The organism is Pseudomonas sp., from assembly GCF_048265905.1.
Lineage (GTDB): Bacteria > Pseudomonadota > Gammaproteobacteria > Pseudomonadales > Pseudomonadaceae > Aquipseudomonas.
The window spans coordinates 100243-118570 of the sequence record NZ_JBLXAP010000006.1 but is presented as its reverse complement, the minus strand read 5'-3'; the positions used below and the strand labels follow the sequence as shown (position 1 = coordinate 118570).

The window sequence follows — 18328 nt, the reverse complement described above, 5'->3', positions numbered from 1 at the left end:
AAGCCTATGCTGTTGATGCTTTCATGCGTGAACAGCTAAGGCTATTCTTGCCCAACTACCCCTGCCGACTGGCGGCCATCTTATTATTTTGAATACACAGACAGCACCACATCATTTCATCCTCGAGCCATTCGAAGCCAATCGCTTCGCCAACCTGTGCGGGCAATTTGACGAGAACCTGCGCCTGATTGAACAGCGCCTCGAGATCGAAATTCGCAATCGCGGCAATCAGTTCGAATTGCTTGGCGATAGCGAGCAAACCCGTGCAGCAGAACAACTGTTGCGCCGCCTCTACCGTGAAGCCCAAAACACAGAACTGTCTCCAGACATGGTGCACCTGTTTTTGCAGGAGCCCGGTATCGAGGAGCTGAAAAACTCAACAGTCGAATCCAATATTGCCCTGCGCACGCGCAAAGGCATGATCCGGCCACGGGGAGCCAATCAACAGGCTTACGTCAAATCGATACTTGAGCACGACATCAACTTCGGCATTGGCCCGGCAGGCACGGGCAAAACCTACCTTGCAGTGGCCTGCGCAGTCGACGCATTGGAGCGCGAGCAAATTCGCCGCATTCTCTTGGTGCGTCCAGCGGTTGAAGCAGGCGAGAAGCTCGGCTTCCTGCCTGGCGACCTGTCACAGAAGATTGATCCGTATCTGCGCCCGCTCTACGACGCACTATACGAGATGCTCGGCTTTGAACACGTCGCCCGTTTGATCGAAAAACAAGTGATCGAAGTGGCCCCGCTCGCCTACATGCGCGGCCGTACGCTGAACAACAGCTTTATCATTCTTGATGAAAGCCAGAACACCACGCTTGAGCAAATGAAGATGTTCCTCACCCGGATCGGCTTCGGCTCTACCGCAGTGATCACCGGTGACATTACTCAGGTTGACCTGCCGCGCGGCAGCAAGTCTGGCCTGACCCATGTAATCGATGTACTACGCGACGTGCCCGGCATCAGCTTCACTCACTTCAAGCCCAAGGACGTGGTCCGCCACCCATTGGTTCAACGTATTGTTGAAGCTTACGAGCGCTTTGAAGATCACGCACACAGCAAACCTGCCAACGAACGAGGCAACGGCGATGCTTGAGCTGGACCTACAGATCGCCAGCGATGCCAGCGATTTACCCAGCGAAGCGCAATTTACTCAGTGGTGCGAGGTTGCTCTACGCCAGCGCACCGCCGATTCTGAGCTAACAATACGCCTGGTCGACGAAGCAGAAGGGCTTGAGCTCAATCACACTTACCGCCAGCGCGAGTACGCCACCAACGTACTCTCGTTCCCTGCGGACGTGCCTGATGAGATGCTCGACATTCCACTGCTTGGCGACCTGGTCATTTGCGCGCCAGTAGTAGCCCGCGAAGCCATCGAGCAAGGAAAAAGCCTGACTGCCCACTGGGCACATCTGGTGATTCACGGCTGCCTGCACCTTCTCGGCTACGACCACATCGAAGATGCAGAAGCCGAAGAAATGGAAGCATTAGAACGTACACTGCTCGCCGAGCTGGGTCATCCCGACCCTTATGCCGACGACGAATGATTGATCACAAGCAAGGATCCTGAGTAAAACCCCATGAGCGAAGACCGATCGAGCAACGAGCAAAAGTCATGGCTGAATAAGCTGACACAGGCTTTTGCTCACGAGCCGAAAAACCGTCAAGAACTGCTGGAAGTCCTGCGCGAAGCGCACCAGAACAAGCTGCTCGACAGCGAGGCGCTAGCCATCGTTGAAGGTGCTATTCAGGTGGCTGACCTGCAAGTTCGCGACATTATGGTTCCACGTTCACAGATGATCAGCATCAAAGCCACGCAAACTCCAAAAGAGTTTCTGCCCTCGATTATCGAGGCAGCGCACTCGCGCTATCCGGTAGTGGGTGAAAGCCTTGATGACGTGATCGGCATTCTGCTTGCCAAGGATCTGCTACCGCTGATCCTGCAAGAAGAGCAGCAGAACTTCAACATCAAGGATCTGCTGCGTCCGGCGACCTTCGTCCCAGAGTCAAAGCGGCTTAATGTGCTGCTGCGCGAGTTCCGCGCCAATCACAACCACATGGCGGTGGTGATTGACGAATACGGCGGTGTCGCAGGTCTGGTGACAATTGAAGACGTGCTCGAGCAGATCGTCGGCGACATTGAAGACGAACACGACGTCGAGGAAGACAGCTACGTCAAACCGCTGCCAAGCGGCGATTTTCTGGTCAAGGCGCTGACCCCGATCGAAAACTTCAACGAAGCCTTTGGCACCGACTTTTCCGATGATGAGTTCGATACCGTTGGCGGCCTGGTCATGAGCGCCTTTGGTCACCTGCCAAAGCGCAATGAAGTGACTGAGATCGGCGGCTTCCGCTTCCGTATCCTCAACGCGGACAGCCGACGCGTACATTTGCTGCGTTTGTCACCTCTGGCAGGCTGATGCTCAACCTGACTGAGCCAGAACGCTGGCTCAGTCAGAACAGCAATTACAACTGCAAACTTGCCGAACATGGGCGCTTACCTATAGCCTCCAGCGGTCTTTTATCGTCTAGGATTTAACATGCGCTGGATCACCCGCCCGGGCTGGCTAGGCAACCTGATTAGCATGGCTGCAGGTACCATCACCACATTTGCACTTGCACCCTTTGATATCTGGCCGCTGGCGCTGCTTTCCATCGCGCTGTTTTACCTCGGCCTGCGCGACCTGTCACCGCGCAAAGCAGCCGGACGCGGCTGGTGCTATGGTTTTGGCCTGTTTGCCGCTGGCACCAGTTGGGTTTATGTCAGCATCCATACTTTTGGCGCTGCCTCGCCCCTGCTCGCGGGCCTGTTAACCTTTGGCTTTGTTGCTGGCCTGGGCTTGTTTTTTGCCCTGGCGGCATTTCTTTGGGCACGCTGGATCCGCCGCACTGAAGCACCATTGGCTGATGCCCTGGCGTTCGCCGCATTGTGGGTCGCTCAGGAAGCATTTCGTGGCTGGTTTCTGACCGGCTTTCCCTGGCTTTACGCCGGTTACAGCCAGCTAGACGGCCCACTGACCGGGCTTGCACCAGTCGGTGGCGTATGGCTGATCTCATTTGCCCTGGCCCTGAGCGCAGCGCTAATAATCAACCTCTACTCACTGCGCAAGCAGCCCGCGTTTCTAACCGTTGGTGCAGTACTATTGGTTGCGCCGTGGCTCAGCGGTTTATTGCTCAATGGCTATGCCTGGACCAAACCTGCCGGGCAACCGCAAAGCGTGTTATCGATTCAGGGCAATATTGAACAAAGCATGAAGTGGGACCCCGCCAAGCTTGAAGCACAGCTTGAGCTGTACCGCGACCTGACGTTAAATGCCAAGCCAACAGATTTGGTGATCTGGCCAGAAACAGCGGTGCCGGTGCTCAAGGATCAAGCACTAGGTTACCTGAGCAGCATGGATCGCTTTGCCAGCGAGCGTAAAAGCGCTCTGATCACCGGCGTACCGATTCGCCAGCCGAATAAAGCTGGCGAGATGCGCTATTACAACGGCGTGACCGTGCTTGGCCAAGGCAGTGGCGACTATCTCAAGCAAAAACTGGTGCCATTTGGTGAGTATGTACCGTTGCAAGAAGTGCTGCGCGGCCTGATCGCCTTCTTCGACCTGCCGATGTCTGACTTTGCCCGTGGCGACTCGGACCAGCCTCTGCTTGAAGCCAAAGGCTACAGAATCGCAACCTTGATCTGTTACGAAGTGGTGTATCCGGAGTTTGCCGCCGAACTTGCAGCCAAGAGCGACCTATTGCTTACGGTGAGTAACGACGCCTGGTTCGGCAGCTCAATCGGCCCGCTGCAACACTTGCAGATGGCGCAAATGCGCGCCCTGGAAGCAGGACGCTGGATGATTCGCACCACCAACAACGGCATGACCGTGCTGATCGACCCCATGGGCGCAATCACCGCAGAACTGCCGCAATTCAAGCGCGGCATGCTCTACGGCAGCGTCCAGCCGATGCAGGGTTTGACGCCGTACCTGCAGTTTCGCTCCTGGCCGCTGATTGTCCTCTGCGGCCTGTTGTTTGGCTGGGCCCTGCTGGCCAGCCGAATGGCCAAAACCGTTTAACCCGCAACCAATCAGGGCCGGACTTAATAAAACAGGCGATAGGCAACATGGCCAATCGCCTCGTTAATCAGCCAGGTACTTTGCATAAAGGCCTTGCCGTCCGGTAACCAACCCGCGTCTGGCCGCGCATCCAAACGGGCCAGAGACCCAACTGGCGCAGGTACCACTTCAAAACCAACCTGCTCGAAACTCCAGCGCGAACGCGCCATATGAAACGCTTGGGTGACCAACACCACTCGATTGATCTTTTCTGGCTCGAGGATCTGACGGCTGAACTGCGCGTTTTCCCAGGTGGTGCGACTTTGTGATTCTTGCCAGCGAGTGTCCACCGCAAAATCCTCGGCCAACACGTTGGCCATGATGGTCGCCTCGCTTGGTGGCTTACCGAAATGCAGCCCTCCAGATATCAACACCGGCAATCCTGAAGCCTTAGCCAACCTTGAGGCATAACGCAGGCGCTCAATCGCTAATGCGCTGGGTTGATCCTCTGCCCATGCCGCATCACCTTGATCACGCCCGGCGCCGAGCACGACGATTGCATCGGCCGTCTGCGCCAGTTGGCCTATCTGCTCTGCGCTCAGTGCTGACTCTGTTTCGATCTGTCGCGCAGCCCATTCAACCGCCACCGGCAAACTCATCACGTAGAGCCCACCGGCCCCACACACAAAGCAACATGTGGCAATTCGCGGCGCACGCTTACGCAGCCACCACGCGAGAATCAGCAAGATGAACAGCACGCCGGGGGGCATGCACAGTTGTTTGATCAAGAAACGAAGCGGCATTGAGTCAGTCCATCGACATTTGTGAGCAGTTCCCTCACAAGCTAAGGCGGTGAAGCGCCAGCATATATCAGATTACTGCCTCCGTTCAGGAACGCCTGGGCAAATATGGAGGTTAAAAATAAGCTGTATTTATAACGCTGCAGCAAGCGCAACGCTCCTAAACTTCAATGTACTTGCGCCCTTTCCAAGCGGAATAATTTTGAGCCACAAACTTGGCAGTCGCACACTCGCGAAATAGCCTGCAATGACACGGCCTTTCCACAAAGGGCACAACATAATTGCCCACGCCTCGCACAAGAGGGTCTTAACCGTGGCTTCATCTTAAGACGCGCGTTCCAGACGGGGCGGCTTTCACGGCTGGAAAGCTCTTTGGCGGCAGCATGCCAACCACGCAACCAACTCAAGTCGCGCTCTAAATAGGCATTGATCAGCCCAAGCTCGGCAGGGGTCAAGCCACGCAGCTCCAACTCCTGCGGCTCAGTTGCGGCAAGGCCCCGCACACTTTGTGCGTCATCCAGCGCAATGGCGAGCCGTTGTAACAAACGGCTATATAACCCTGCACTGTCTTGTGTCTTTTGCAATTCACCCATCAAGCACCTCTTCCGGGTTGATACCCACCCTTACAGCAAGCTTAGCGGCCTGCATTTAAGCGACAGGCTGCTGCGACAAACGGTGACTGTGTGACGGATAAACGACCAATCATCTACTCGCTGATGAAATCAAGGTTTCCCACTGTTGCCGGGGGTCATGTATGCTACGGCGTTTCCCGAAAGCCTCTATTCCTAGCGCAAGTAGCCATGCACGAACAGTATCAGCCACGCGAAATCGAAGCCGCCGCGCAATCCCAGTGGGATGTGCAGAAATCCTTTGTAGTGAGCGAACAGCCAGGCAAAGAAACATTCTATTGCCTGTCGATGTTCCCCTACCCGAGCGGCAAGTTGCACATGGGTCATGTGCGCAACTACACCATCGGTGATGTGATTGCCCGCTACCAACGTATGCAGGGCAAGAACGTACTCCAGCCAATGGGCTGGGACGCCTTTGGCATGCCAGCTGAAAACGCTGCCATGAAAAACAAAGTTGCGCCCGCCAAATGGACCTACGAAAACATCGATTACATGAAGACCCAGCTGAAAAGCCTGGGTCTGGCAATCGACTGGACGCGTGAAGTCACCACCTGCAAGCCCGACTACTATCGTTGGGAGCAATGGTTGTTCACCCGCCTGTTTGAAAAAGGCGTGATCTACCGTAAAAACGGCAGCGTTAACTGGGACCCAGTCGACCAGACCGTTTTGGCCAACGAACAAGTGATCGACGGCCGCGGCTGGCGCAGTGGCGCGCTGATCGAAAAACGCGAAATTCCGATGTACTACTTCAAGATCACCGCTTATGCGGAAGAGCTCTTGAGCAGCCTTGATGAACTGGATGGCTGGCCTGAACAGGTCAAGACCATGCAGCGCAACTGGATCGGTAAGTCGCGCGGCATGGAAGTCTGCTTTCCCTATGATGTTGCCAGCATCGGCAGCAGCGGCGAACTGAAAGTATTCACCACCCGCCCAGACACCTTGATGGGTGCGACTTATGTTGCTGTGGCGGCGGAACACCCGCTCGCGACACAAGCGGCACAAGGCAACCCTGAGTTGCAGGCATTCATCGACGAATGTAAGCGCGGCGGCGTTGCGGAAGCCGATATTGCCACTCAGGAAAAGAAGGGCCTGCCGACTTCATTGTTCGTCGAGCATCCACTGACCGGCGCCAAGCTGCCAGTCTGGGTCGCTAACTACGTGTTGATGCATTACGGCGACGGCGCAGTCATGGCTGTGCCAGCACACGACGAGCGCGACTTCGAGTTCGCCAGCAAGTACGACCTGCCAATCAAACCCGTAGTGCGCACCAGCGCCGGCGATGAAACACCTGCACCTTGGCAAGAAGCCTATGGCGAACACGGTGAACTGATCAACTCAGGCGAGTTTGATGGCCTCGACTTCCCCGGCGCCTTCGACGCGATCGAAGTCGCGCTGCAAAAGAAAAGCCTCGGCCAGTCACGCACTCAATTCCGCCTTCGCGACTGGGGCATCAGCCGCCAGCGTTATTGGGGCTGCCCGATTCCGATCGTACATTGCGACAGCTGTGGCGATGTGCCTGTACCGGAATATCAACTGCCAGTCGTGCTGCCAGAAGACGTCGTACCAGACGGTGCAGGTTCACCGCTGGCGCGCATGCCTGAGTTTTATGAGTGCAGTTGCCCGAAATGTGGCGCACCGGCCAAGCGTGAAACCGACACCATGGACACCTTCGTCGAGTCGTCCTGGTACTTCGCCCGCTACGCCTCACCAAACTACACCGGTGGCATGGTTGACCCGGACGCTGCCAATCACTGGCTGCCGGTTGATCAATACATCGGCGGCATCGAACACGCGATTCTGCACTTGCTGTATGCACGTTTCTTCCACAAGTTGATGCGTGACGAAGGCCTGCTTAGCTCGAACGAGCCGTTCAAGAAATTGCTGACCCAAGGCATGGTGGTCGCTGATACTTACTACCGCATAGCGGAAAACGGCGGCAAGGACTGGTTCAACCCGGCTGATGTCGAGATTGAGCACGACAGCAAGGGCAAAGTGACCGCTGCCAGACTCAAGGCTGACGGCCTGCCAGTTGAAATTGGCGGCACCGAAAAGATGTCGAAGTCGAAAAACAACGGCGTCGACCCGCAAGCCATGATCGACCAGTACGGCGCGGATACTTGCCGCCTGTTCATGATGTTCGCCTCACCGCCCGACATGAGCCTGGAATGGTCGGACTCAGGCGTTGAAGGCGCTAGCCGCTTCATGCGCCGTGTTTGGCGCCTGGCTCAGGCACACGTCAATGCTGGCTTGCCAAGCGCCAAGCTACAGACTGAACTGAACGACGCACAGAAAGAAGTGCGCCGGGCTATTCACTTGGCAATCAAGCAAGCAAGCCAGGATATTGGCCAGCATCACAAGTTCAACACAGCAATTGCTGCCGTGATGACCTTGATGAACGTGCTTGAGAAAGCCGCACAAAGCACAGACCAGGATCGCGCGCTGCTGCAGGAAGGCTTGGAAACAGTGGTGCTGCTGCTGGCACCGATCACACCGCACATCAGCCACGAAATCTGGCAGCAACTGGGCCATGACGTCGCGGCGATCGACGCCAGTTGGCCACAGCTGGATGAGTCGGCACTGGTCCAGGACAACTTGACGCTGGTGATTCAGGTCAACGGCAAGCTGCGCGGACAAATTGAAATGCCTGCCAGCGCCAGCCGTGAAGATGTTGAAGCGGCTGCGCGGGTGAACGAAAACGTGCTGCGCTTCACCGAAGGCATGACCATCCGCAAAGTGATCGTAGTACCGGGTAAACTGGTCAACATCGTCGCTAACTGATTAGAACCCGGCGCCGTGCAATACACCGCGCCGGGACGCTCGCCAAGGGGATACAAGATGATTAAACGGAATCTGCTACTAATCGGCCTGGCCGCTCTACTCAGTGCCTGCGGTTTTCAGCTACGCGGCACTGGCGACGTGCAGTTCACCTTGACTGAACTCAACGTGATCGCACGCAACGCCTACGGTGAAACAGTCAAACAAGTGACCGAGACCTTAGAAAACAACAAGGTCAAGGTTCATGCGGGCGCTCCTTACACATTGGCCTTGGTCAATGAGCAAGAGACCCAACGCACAGCCAGCTACACCAGCTCTGCGCAAACCGCGGAAAACGAGCTGACCACCCGCCTCGACTACGAGATCCGCGGTGGTAGCAAGAACCTGCTGTTGCTGAAAAACCAACTTGAAGTGCGCAGCGTTCAAACCCGTGACGGCAACAACATCGTGGGTTCTGACGAAGAAATGGCTCAACTGCGCCAAGAAATGCGCCGCGACCTGATCAACCAGCTGATGCTACGCCTGCAGCTGATCTCCCCGGCACAGCTTGATGCATTGCTGCAAACCGCAGAAGCCAAGGCGCAGGCCGAAGCCGAAGCAGAAGAAGCCGCTCGCCAACGTCAGGAAGCTCAACCGCAGCAGTCGCCGATGGAAATACCGGCGCAGTAACGCGTGGGGTGGACGTCGCTTTTTCGTCCACCATCTGACCCAGTTAATGGTGCGACGTGAACATTTCACGTTCACCATTTGCGCCACAAACACGCAATAAACTGCTGCACTTTGGTGGACAGGCTTCGCCTTGTCACACCCTACGCCCGGCGGATCTGGCTTAATCCGCCACTTTCTAGAGGCTTCCGGCGCACATGAAACTCAACCCCGCACAACTTGGCAAACACCTTCAGGGCACTCTCGCAGCCGTTTACGTGGTGAGCGGTGATGAGCCACTGCTGTGCCAGGAAGCGTGCGATGCAATACGTGCCGCCACACGTGCTCAAGGTTTCAGTGAACGCCAAGTGTTTAATGCCGAGGCCAACTTCGACTGGGGCAGCCTGCTTCAGGCCAGCGCCAGCCTGTCGCTCTTTGCCGACAAGCGCCTGCTTGAGCTACGTATACCCGGCGGCAAACTAAGCGACAAAGGCGCCGCCCTGCTTGAATACCTGGCGCGCCCTGCTGAAGATACGGTCTTGCTGATAAGCCTGCCCAAGCTCGACGGCAGCACGCAAAAGAGCAAATGGGCCAAGGCCCTGATCGAAGGCCCCAACACTCAGTTTTTACAAATCTGGCCGGTTGACACCAATCAGCTTGGCCAATGGATTCGCCAGCGCATGGCTCAGTCCGGACTAACTGCAAGCCAGGAAGCCGTGGAAATGATTGCGGTGCGAGTCGAGGGCAACTTGCTCGCCGCTGCGCAAGAGATCGAAAAGCTCAAACTACTGGCCAAAGACAATCAGGTTGATGTCGACACGGTGCAGGCGGCTGTCGCCGACAGTGCCCGCTTTGATGTCTTTGGTCTGATTGATGCCGCGCTCAATGGTGAAGCCGCGCACGCGCTGCGCATGCTTGAAGGTCTGCGCGGGGAAGGTGTTGAGCCTCCGGTGATTCTCTGGGCTCTGGCCCGAGAGGTTCGCATGCTGGCAACCATCGCTCAGCAATACAGCCAAGGTATGCCGCTTGATAAAGCGTTCAGCTCTGCTCGACCACCGGTCTGGGATAAGCGCAGACCTCTGGTCAGCAAAGCGTTACAACGCCACTCAGCGCAGCGTTGGGGCAAGTTGCTTGAAGATGCACAAGCCATCGATGCACAAATTAAAGGCCAAGCGCCGGGCGATGCCTGGAGCAGTTTAAATATGCTGACCCTGAGCATGTGCGGCAAACGCCTTAGCATCAGCAACGCGGTATAATACTGCGCGAGGCCTCGCCTCTTTGATGCAGCTACAGCGCTGCATATCGAATCAAACGGGAGAACCACATGAGCAAATCCGGCCAAAAACGGCCCAATAAAGCTAAATCAATCGTTGCCCAACCGCTCTTTCGCAGCCAGCAACAAAAACCGCAAAAGGGTAAAGGTAGTTACCGCCGCCAAGCCTCCCAGCAAAACTGGGAGGCTTGTTCGTTTATGGCAGCATGAAAGCCCGGGGCCAGCAGTCTGCATAAAGGCTCATTCATGTTATGGTAGAGCCCTGCGAAACGTGCTGAGACCACCATGCCAAACCTGCTTTTCCGTGGCCTGAGCCACACCTCAATTACCCTCTCGCTTGTACTTCTAAGTGCCTGTTCCGAGGCACCTGCACAGTCAATGAGCGGGGCGCCTACAACAGCACCAACTACATCGCCATCTGTTACCGCCGTAGCCGCATCAGACTCTGCGCAAACACCACAGCCAGCGCTGAGCTTCGCCGAATGGCGTACGCTACTGCGCAGCGACGCAATTGCCGCCGGCATCAGTGACACCTTATTCGACCGTGCCTTCGCTGGCGTCACCCCCAACCCTGACGTTATACGTCTGGACGGCAGCCAGCCCGAATTTACCCGCCCTGTCTGGGAATACCTCGACGGCGCAGTTTCGCCTGCCCGCGTAACCCAAGGCAGACGTTTGATGGCACAAGAGCGGGCGGCGCTGGACCGGATTGAACAGCACTATGCGGTCAACCGTGAAACCTTGGTTGCTATCTGGGGCATGGAAAGCAACTTCGGCGGCAACATCGGCAGCTATAACGTCGTGCGTTCGCTGGCGACACTCGCTTATGAAGGCCGCCGCCAAGCCTTTTGGCGCAGCCAGCTATTGGCTGTGCTACAAATACTGCAGCACGGTGATACCGACCCCGAACACCTGGTCGGCTCATGGGCTGGCGCCATGGGGCAAACCCAGTTTATGCCAACCACCTACAACGACCACGCCGTGGACTTCGACGGCGATGGTCGCCGTGATGTCTGGCGCTCTTCCACCGATGCCCTTGCCTCTGCTGCACAGTACTTAAACGCATCGGGCTGGCAGATGGATCAGCCTTGGGGATTTGAAGTACGCCTGCCAGGCAGCTTCGACTACGCACTGGCCGACCCAGAAAACCGTCGCACGCTGAGCCAATGGCAAGAGCTAGGGCTTAAACCGGTCAATAGCACCGCCGCGCAGCTACCTGGCGATTCGCTGGCGACATTACTGCTGCCAGCTGGCCACAAAGGTCCGGCGTTTTTGCTGATGAATAACTTTCGCAGTATTTTGCGCTACAACAACTCCACCTCTTACGCCCTGGCCATCGGCCTGCTGAGCGACAGCCTACGTGGCGATGCAGGCGTTCAGGGCAAGTGGCCGGTTGGCGAGCGCCAGCTGGGCCGCCAAGAGCGGATAGAGTTGCAGCAATTACTGACGCAAAAGGGCTTCGAGCCCGGCAAGGCCGACGGCATCATTGGCGCCAATACACGCAAAGCCGTTCGCGCATTTCAGCAGCAACAACAGCAACCTGCGGACGGCTATCCGAGCGTTGAGTTACTGCAAGAATTACGCAGGTTCTGATAGTACCGAGCAAATCATAGTGAAAAAAAAGGCGACCTAAGGGTCGCCTTTTTCTTGCATGCAGCAATAGCTGTTTCAGCTGAGCGGCCAGATAGCCGCCCTGACGCTCCAAACCGTCTTAGGCCTTGGCAGCGTGCGCTTGTTGATCCGCATGGTAAGAAGAGCGCACCAGCGGGCCAGAGGCGACGTTTTTGAAGCCCATCTTCAGGCCTTCTTCGGCAAACCAGGCAAATACGTCTGGATGCACGAAACGCTGCACCGCCAAGTGGTTACGCGATGGCTGCAAGTATTGGCCCAGGGTCAACATGTCGACATCGTGCTCGCGCATGCGCTTCATCACTTCGATGACTTCTTCATCGGTCTCACCCAAACCCAGCATCAAGCCCGACTTGGTTGGCACGCCAGGTACCAGCTCCTTGAACTTTTGCAGCAGGTCCAATGACCACTCAAAGTCGGAGCCCGGACGAGCAGCCTTGTACAGACGCGGCACAGTCTCAAGGTTATGGTTGAATACGTCAGGCGGCTCATTGGCAGTAATCGCCAAGGCAACATCCATGCGTCCACGGTAATCAGGCACCAGTGTTTCCAACTGAACATTGGGCGACAGCTTGCGAATTTCACGCAGGCAATCAACAAAGTGCTGAGCCCCGCCGTCGCGCAGGTCATCCCGGTCAACCGAGGTGATCACCACGTACTTCAATTTCAAGTCCGCGATAGCCACGGCCAAATTGGTTGGTTCATCAGTATCCAGAGGCTTCGGACGACCATGACCAACGTCGCAGAACGGGCAGCGACGGGTGCAGATGTCACCCATGATCATAAAGGTTGCTGTACCACCGGAGAAACATTCACCCAGGTTTGGGCATGACGCCTCTTCACACACGCTGTGCAGCTTGTGCTTGCGTAGCAGTTGCTTGATGCGATCAACTTCAGGTGAAATCGGAATTCGGACACGAATCCAGTCAGGTTTTTTTGGCAGCTCATCAGTCGGGATAATCTTTACCGGGATGCGCGCCATTTTCTCTGCGCCACGCAGCTTAACGCCTACTTCAACCTTGGCCGGTTTGCCGGCTGTTTCCACAGTGCTCATCAGTCAATTCCGCCCGCAAGGGTCTTCTGTTCAGCGTAGTCGAGGTGTTTGACGAGCTGGTCACGCAGCCGGGCACTAACCTCGGAAAATTCTATTGGCGTATCAACTAGATCAGCCAGTTGAGTCATTGCCATTCCCGCATAGCCACATGGGTTAATGCGCTGGAAGGGTGACAAATCCATGTCGGTATTCAGGGCCAGCCCATGGAACGAGCGACCATTACGGATACGCAGGCCGAGCGAAGCAATTTTCGCATCCCCCACATACACGCCTGGGGCATCGCTCTTGGTGTACGCCGCAACGCCATAGCTGGCCAGCAAGGCCAACAGGCTTTGCTCAATGCGCGTGACTAAATCACGTACACCGAGTTTGGAGCGACGTACATCAAGCATGAGATACGCAATTAACTGGCCGGGGCCGTGGTAGGTCACCTGACCACCTCGATCCACCTGTACCACCGGGATATCCCCCGGAAATAGTACGTGTTCCGCTTTACCCGCCTGTCCTTGAGTAAACACCGGTGGGTGTTCCAGCAGCCAGATTTCGTCAGGGGTTTCAGGACCGCGACTGTCGGTAAATCGCTGCATGGCATGCCAGGTTGGCTCGTAAGCAACTCGGCCTAACTCGCGAAAGCCAATCAGGCTCATCACAGCACCATGTGGACGCGGCCAGTTGCTCGCAAATCAACATGGATGGCTTGCAACTGCTCGACACCGGTTGCGGTAATCAGCACTTGCACAGAAAGATAACGCCCATTGCTACTGTCACGGGTGACCAGAGTTCCAGCATCCAACTCAGGCGCATGGCGCTGAATAACCTCAATCACCAGATCAGCAAAGCCTTCGCCCGCATCGCCAATCACTTTGATTGGGTAGCGTTCGCAAGGAAACTCAATCTTTGGCGCTTTTACATCATCAGTATCAGTCATGGCATTAGCAGGCTTTTGGCCCGTCCATAAGTATTACGCCCCGGATAGGGGGCGTATTAGACTCCTCTAAATACCTAAATTGCAAACTAGGCAACGCCATTTAGAGGCGCCAAGCAAGTTATCAGTTAAACAAGCCGTAGAAGAACAGGCGAATGCTATCCCACACACGGCGGAAGAAACCACCCTCTTCAACCGGTTCAAGTGCAATCAGGTCGGCAGTGTGAACCACTTTATCGTCCAGTTTGACTTCAACTTTACCGACGACGTCACCTTGCTTGATCGGTGCAATCAACTGCGGCGCCATGGTCATGCTGGCTTGCAACTTGTCGACCTGGCCTCTTGGCAAGGTCAAGGTCAGGTCATCTGCCAAACCGGCTTTGACCTGATGATCAGCACCTTTCCACACGGCAGTTTGTGCAAGCTCCGCACCTTTCTTGTAGAAGGTGCGAGTTTCAAAGAAGCGGAAACCGTAAGTCAGCAGCTTTTGCGTTTCAGCAGCGCGGGCCTGCTCGCTATTGGTACCAAAAACAACGGCAATCAAACGCATACCGTCACGTACGGCCGATGCTACCAGGCAATAACCAGCCTCTTCGGTATGACCGGTTTTCAGGCCATCAACGGTCTTGTCGCGCCACAACAGTAGGTTACGGTTTGGCTGTTTGATATTGTTCCAGAGAAATTCTTTCTGCGAATAAATGGCGTAGTGAGCCGGGTCGACATAAATGATGTCACGAGCCAGCTTGGCCATGTCGTGCGCTGACGAGTAGTGGTCCGGGTTAGGCAGCCCAGTCGCATTCATGAAATGGCTGTTAGTCAGACCCAGCTCTTTCGCGGTGTTGTTCATCATGTCGGCAAATGCATCTTCGCTACCGGCGATGTGCTCGGCAACAGCGACGCTGGCGTCATTGCCTGACTGAATGATGATGCCGTGCAGCAGATCACTCAGCGATACCTGAGTATTGACCTGGACGAACATCCGCGAACCACCGGTGCGCCAGGCGTGCTCGCTGATGGTGACCATATCGTCTTCACTCACCTGGCCTTTCTTGATCTCCAGGGTGGCGATGTAGGCAGTCATCAGCTTGGTCAAACTTGCTGGGGGCAGACGCTGATCACCTTCATTCTCAACCAACACCTGGCCAGTCGCTGCATCCATCAAAACATAGGATTTAGCCGCCAACTGAGGTGGCGCAGGTGTAGCCATTTGCTGGGCCCATGCGGCTGGCGCAGCGAGTAGCAAAAGTGACAATGAAACGCGTTGCGCAAAGCTGGTGATATTCATCCGTCTCTCGAAGTAGCTGATGGTGGAACATGCCCGAATGGGCAAATTATGAATAGCTGTCGCAACTCAGAGCGGTTGCGACAACATGCTGCTTAGCTAATGGGCTGATTAAGTGACTGCGTTTAGCCAATTCAGTTCGCCCGGACCATTGTGGGCTTGCCTAAATTGGCCAGGCGAACACTTTCTTGCATTTGCTCAGCCTCGCCCTGATTGCTGATCGGACCGACTCGAACGCGGTGCAGAGTTCGTTGATTCTGCACCACTGAGCTGATGAACACCGGGGCAGTGACTGTCCCGCTCAACTTGTCCTTGAGAAGCTCCGCAGCGTCCGGATTGGCGAAGGCTCCCACTTGGAGATACAGGCCAGAGGCTGCGAGTGAAGCGTTTTTTTTTGAGTCAACTTGCACCGGCAATACGGGGGCGGCGTGCTGGCTCGCAGGCGGCACGTACTGCTCAACCGGCTCAGCCATGGCCTGCATCTGCGTTTTGGCGGGCGTCGCCGTCTTGGGTTGAGCTAGCACCATTGGCGCAGTCTTGCCCTGCTTTGCCCACCACTGTTGAGGGTCAATGCCTTCAACTTTGACACGCGCAGTACCTTTCTCGGCATAGCCAAGCTTTTTAGCGGCAGCAAATGACAGATCGATAATTCGATCGGAGTAGAACGGGCCACGGTCATTGACCCGCAAAATTGCGGTTTTGCCGTTTTCCAGATTGGTTACTTTGACATAACTCGGCAGCGGCAAGGTTTTATGCGCGGCGGTCATGCCATAAAGATCATAGGTTTCACCGTTGGCAGTCGCCTGGCCATGAAACTTGGTGCCATACCAAGACGCCAAGCCCGTAGCACGGTAGCTACTACCATCGGAGATAGGAAAATACTTAGTGCCCAGTACGGTGTACGGGCTGGCTTTGTAAGCACCGGTGTGAGGCGTCGGTACTGCATCGCGAATCAGCGAGACATCGACATCCCACCATGGCGCGCCATCACGATGCGGGCGAGCAAAGTCACTGGGACCGCTAATGCCGGCAGGCTGGGAAGCAACAGGTTTAACCACAGGCTGTTTATTAGACGAGCAGCTTGCCAACGCCAAGGTAATGGCGCCAAGCGTAACGAGTCTGAGTGGCAAGCTCGACATCAATGGGTTCCCCGCGCTTCGACTATCAATTCAGCCAGTTGTGTGACCGCCATCGCATACATGCTGCTGCGATTGTAACGTGTAATCACGTAAAAGTTGGGCAAGCCTAACCAATACTCGTCGCCATCAACACCCTTAAAACGAAAAGCCGTCACCGGCATTTCGCCATCGAGCTTATCGGTGATGCTCCAGCCTAGCTCATTTAACTGGTTAATATTTTTTACTGGCTCGAGACCTTCAGTCAAACCTTGATCAACTTTATCCCCAGAAACGCTAGCGCGGCTGACAACCGGCTCACCTGCCAACCAACCATGACGCTTGAAATAGCTAGCCACACTGCCGATGGCATCATCTGGATTGCTCCAGATATTGATGTGGCCATCTCCGTCGAAGTCCACCGCATAAGCACGGAAGCTGCTCGGCATAAATTGCGGCAGCCCCATAGCGCCAGCGTAAGAGCCCTTAAGGGTAATTGGATCAACCTGCTCCTCACGAGACAGCATCAGGAACTCACGCAATTCCTTGCGGAAAAATGGCGCACGTGGCGGGTAATCAAATGCCAGAGTCGACAATGCATCAAGCACTCGATAGCTGCCGGTATTGCCGCCGTAAAAGGTCTCAACGCCGATAATTGCGACAATATACTGAGCCGGAACACCGTATTCTTTTTCCGCACGCGCCAAAGCGGCTTCATGCTGACGCCAAAAATCCACGCCGCGAGCGATACGCGAGTCGGTAATAAAAATTGGACGGTAGTCTTTCCACTGCTTAACCCGCTCTGCCGGACGCGAAATAGCATCGATAATCGACTGTTTGCGCTCAACCTCACCAAACAAGTCGACTAACTGCTCATCGGCAAACCCGTAATCACGGGTCATTTCAGTGATAAACGAGGCAACTTCAGGTGATTCAGAATAATCACCTGCGCTGGCTTGCTGAACCCATCCGAGCGCAGTGGCAAGTCCTAACCAATGTGCTTGTCTTACGGCCCAGCCACGCAGATTTTGCATTGAATTCATAACCCCAATTAAACCTGAGCGATCCACTTACGGTGTGTGTGGATCGACATCAAAACTCCAAACCCTGACAACAACGTGATCAGCGAAGTTCCGCCATAGCTAATGAATGGCAAAGGAACCCCAACGACAGGCAGCAAACCGCTAACCATGCCGATATTGACGAACACGTAAACGAAAAACGTCATCGTTATTGACCCGGCCAAGAGCTTACCGAACAGCGTCTGCGCTTGCACGGTTATCACTAACCCACGACTGATCAACAACAAATAGACGAACAGCAATATACATACGCCAACCAAACCGAACTCTTCAGCCAGAACCGCGATGATAAAGTCCGTGTGGCTTTCCGGCAAAAAGTCCAAGTGCGACTGCGTGCCCAACAACCAGCCCTTACCCAACACGCCCCCAGAACCAATCGCTGCTTTCGACTGGATAATATTCCAGCCACTGCCGAGCGGATCTGTCTCAGGGCTAAGAAAGGTCAATACCCGTTGTTTTTGGTACTGATGCATGACAAAAAACCACATGCCAACTGCAACAGGAACCAATGCAGCCACAGCACCAATGATCCAGCGCCACTGCAAACCCGCCATAAACAGCACAAACGCACCAGAAGTGACCACCAACAACGATGTGCCCAAATCTGGCTGTATAAGGATAAGGCTCACGGGCACGCCAATCAGCGCCAGACTCACCACAATATGTTTCAGACGCGGCGGCAAGGCGCGTTTCGACAGATACCAGGCAATAGTCGCGGGCATGATGATCTTCATGAACTCCGACGGCTGAAAGCGAATGACCCCTGGAATATTGATCCAGCGTGTTGCGCCCATTGCGTTGTGACCCATGACATCGACCACCACCAACAGACCGACGCCAGCGACGTAGGCAAGTGGCACCCAGCGCGCCATAAAACGCGGCTCAAACTGGGCAATGATGATCATGCCGACCAGGCCAATACCAAATGAGCTGGCCTGTTTCATCAGAAGATCGACATCTTTGCCACTGGCTGAGTACAAGATAAACAAGCTGCCAGCAGCCAGGGTTAGCAGCAGCAACAACAAGATACCGTCAATATGCAAACGCTGGAGCAGGCTTGCCCTGCGGCGCAGCACATCTTC

General features: G+C 55.4%; 18 protein-coding genes. 9 read left to right on the top strand and 9 right to left on the bottom strand.

The window, feature by feature from the left end:
* The first annotated feature begins 88 nt into the window (after positions 1-88).
* The 4 genes from ACN0UH_RS10625 (at position 89) to lnt (ending at position 4058) form a co-directional block, all read left to right on the top strand.
* Complete coding sequence (locus ACN0UH_RS10625) at positions 89-1093, top strand: PhoH family protein (RefSeq protein ID WP_417662007.1); 1005 nt, start codon at positions 89-91, stop codon at positions 1091-1093.
* On the top strand, positions 1086-1544 hold the full coding sequence (gene ybeY, locus ACN0UH_RS10620; protein ID WP_417662006.1) for an rRNA maturation RNase YbeY: 459 nt from the start codon (positions 1086-1088) through the stop codon (positions 1542-1544). Before ACN0UH_RS10625 ends, ybeY begins: the two co-directional genes overlap by 8 nt.
* Before the next feature lie 33 nt (positions 1545-1577).
* Positions 1578-2417: an HlyC/CorC family transporter gene (locus ACN0UH_RS10615; protein WP_417662005.1), complete on the top strand. Its 840-nt coding sequence runs from the start codon at positions 1578-1580 to the stop codon at positions 2415-2417.
* Between the two features lie 120 nt (positions 2418-2537).
* On the top strand, positions 2538-4058 hold the full coding sequence (lnt, locus tag ACN0UH_RS10610) for an apolipoprotein N-acyltransferase (RefSeq protein WP_417662004.1): 1521 nt from the start codon (positions 2538-2540) through the stop codon (positions 4056-4058).
* 23 nt (positions 4059-4081) lie between these two features.
* Here the strand turns inward: lnt and ACN0UH_RS10605 are convergent, their stop codons facing one another.
* On the bottom strand, positions 4082-4840 hold the full coding sequence (locus ACN0UH_RS10605) for a YdcF family protein (protein WP_417662003.1): 759 nt from the start codon (positions 4838-4840) through the stop codon (positions 4082-4084).
* Between the two features lie 164 nt (positions 4841-5004).
* Positions 5005-5430, bottom strand: a complete 426-nt coding sequence (locus ACN0UH_RS10600) for a hypothetical protein (RefSeq protein WP_417662002.1) — start codon at positions 5428-5430, stop codon at positions 5005-5007.
* Between the two features lie 207 nt (positions 5431-5637).
* Between ACN0UH_RS10600 and leuS the strand changes: the two genes are divergently transcribed.
* The 5 genes from leuS (at position 5638) to ACN0UH_RS10575 (ending at position 11752) form a co-directional block, all read left to right on the top strand.
* Positions 5638-8244 carry a leucine--tRNA ligase gene (gene leuS / locus ACN0UH_RS10595; RefSeq protein ID WP_417662001.1) on the top strand — a complete coding sequence of 869 codons (2607 nt, stop codon included), beginning with the start codon at positions 5638-5640 and terminating at the stop codon, positions 8242-8244.
* Between the two features lie 57 nt (positions 8245-8301).
* Entirely contained in the window at positions 8302-8910 is a 609-nt protein-coding gene (lptE, locus tag ACN0UH_RS10590) for an LPS assembly lipoprotein LptE (RefSeq protein ID WP_417662000.1), read from the top strand.
* 194 nt (positions 8911-9104) lie between these two features.
* Complete coding sequence (holA, locus tag ACN0UH_RS10585; protein ID WP_417661999.1) at positions 9105-10142, top strand: DNA polymerase III subunit delta; 1038 nt, start codon at positions 9105-9107, stop codon at positions 10140-10142.
* A gap of 68 nt (positions 10143-10210) precedes the next feature.
* Complete coding sequence (gene arfA, locus ACN0UH_RS10580; RefSeq protein ID WP_010487252.1) at positions 10211-10369, top strand: alternative ribosome rescue factor ArfA; 159 nt, start codon at positions 10211-10213, stop codon at positions 10367-10369.
* Between the two features lie 75 nt (positions 10370-10444).
* Positions 10445-11752 (top strand): lytic murein transglycosylase, encoded by a 1308-nt coding sequence (locus ACN0UH_RS10575; RefSeq protein ID WP_417661998.1) that lies wholly within the window; start codon positions 10445-10447, stop codon positions 11750-11752.
* Between the two features lie 118 nt (positions 11753-11870).
* Here the strand turns inward: ACN0UH_RS10575 and lipA are convergent, their stop codons facing one another.
* The 7 genes from lipA to rodA all read right to left on the bottom strand — a co-directional run bounded on the left by lipA (position 11871) and on the right by rodA (position 18319).
* Entirely contained in the window at positions 11871-12842 is a 972-nt protein-coding gene (lipA, locus tag ACN0UH_RS10570) for a lipoyl synthase (protein ID WP_339490156.1), read from the bottom strand.
* Positions 12842-13489, bottom strand: coding sequence for a lipoyl(octanoyl) transferase LipB (gene lipB, locus ACN0UH_RS10565; protein ID WP_417661997.1), 648 nt, complete (start codon positions 13487-13489; stop codon positions 12842-12844). The genes lipA and lipB overlap by 1 nt, the downstream gene beginning before the upstream one ends.
* Complete coding sequence (locus ACN0UH_RS10560; RefSeq protein WP_417661996.1) at positions 13489-13770, bottom strand: DUF493 domain-containing protein; 282 nt, start codon at positions 13768-13770, stop codon at positions 13489-13491. Before ACN0UH_RS10560 ends, lipB begins: the two co-directional genes overlap by 1 nt.
* Before the next feature lie 121 nt (positions 13771-13891).
* Positions 13892-15052, bottom strand: coding sequence for a D-alanyl-D-alanine carboxypeptidase family protein (locus tag ACN0UH_RS10555; RefSeq protein ID WP_417661995.1), 1161 nt, complete (start codon positions 15050-15052; stop codon positions 13892-13894).
* A 131-nt stretch (positions 15053-15183) separates the two neighbouring features.
* Positions 15184-16188 (bottom strand): septal ring lytic transglycosylase RlpA family protein, encoded by a 1005-nt coding sequence (locus ACN0UH_RS10550; protein ID WP_417661994.1) that lies wholly within the window; start codon positions 16186-16188, stop codon positions 15184-15186.
* Entirely contained in the window at positions 16188-17198 is a 1011-nt protein-coding gene (mltB, locus tag ACN0UH_RS10545) for a lytic murein transglycosylase B (RefSeq protein WP_417662131.1), read from the bottom strand. The genes ACN0UH_RS10550 and mltB overlap by 1 nt, the downstream gene beginning before the upstream one ends.
* A gap of 17 nt (positions 17199-17215) precedes the next feature.
* Positions 17216-18319 (bottom strand): rod shape-determining protein RodA, encoded by a 1104-nt coding sequence (rodA, locus tag ACN0UH_RS10540; protein WP_417662130.1) that lies wholly within the window; start codon positions 18317-18319, stop codon positions 17216-17218.
* Positions 18320-18328 lie beyond the last annotated feature (9 nt).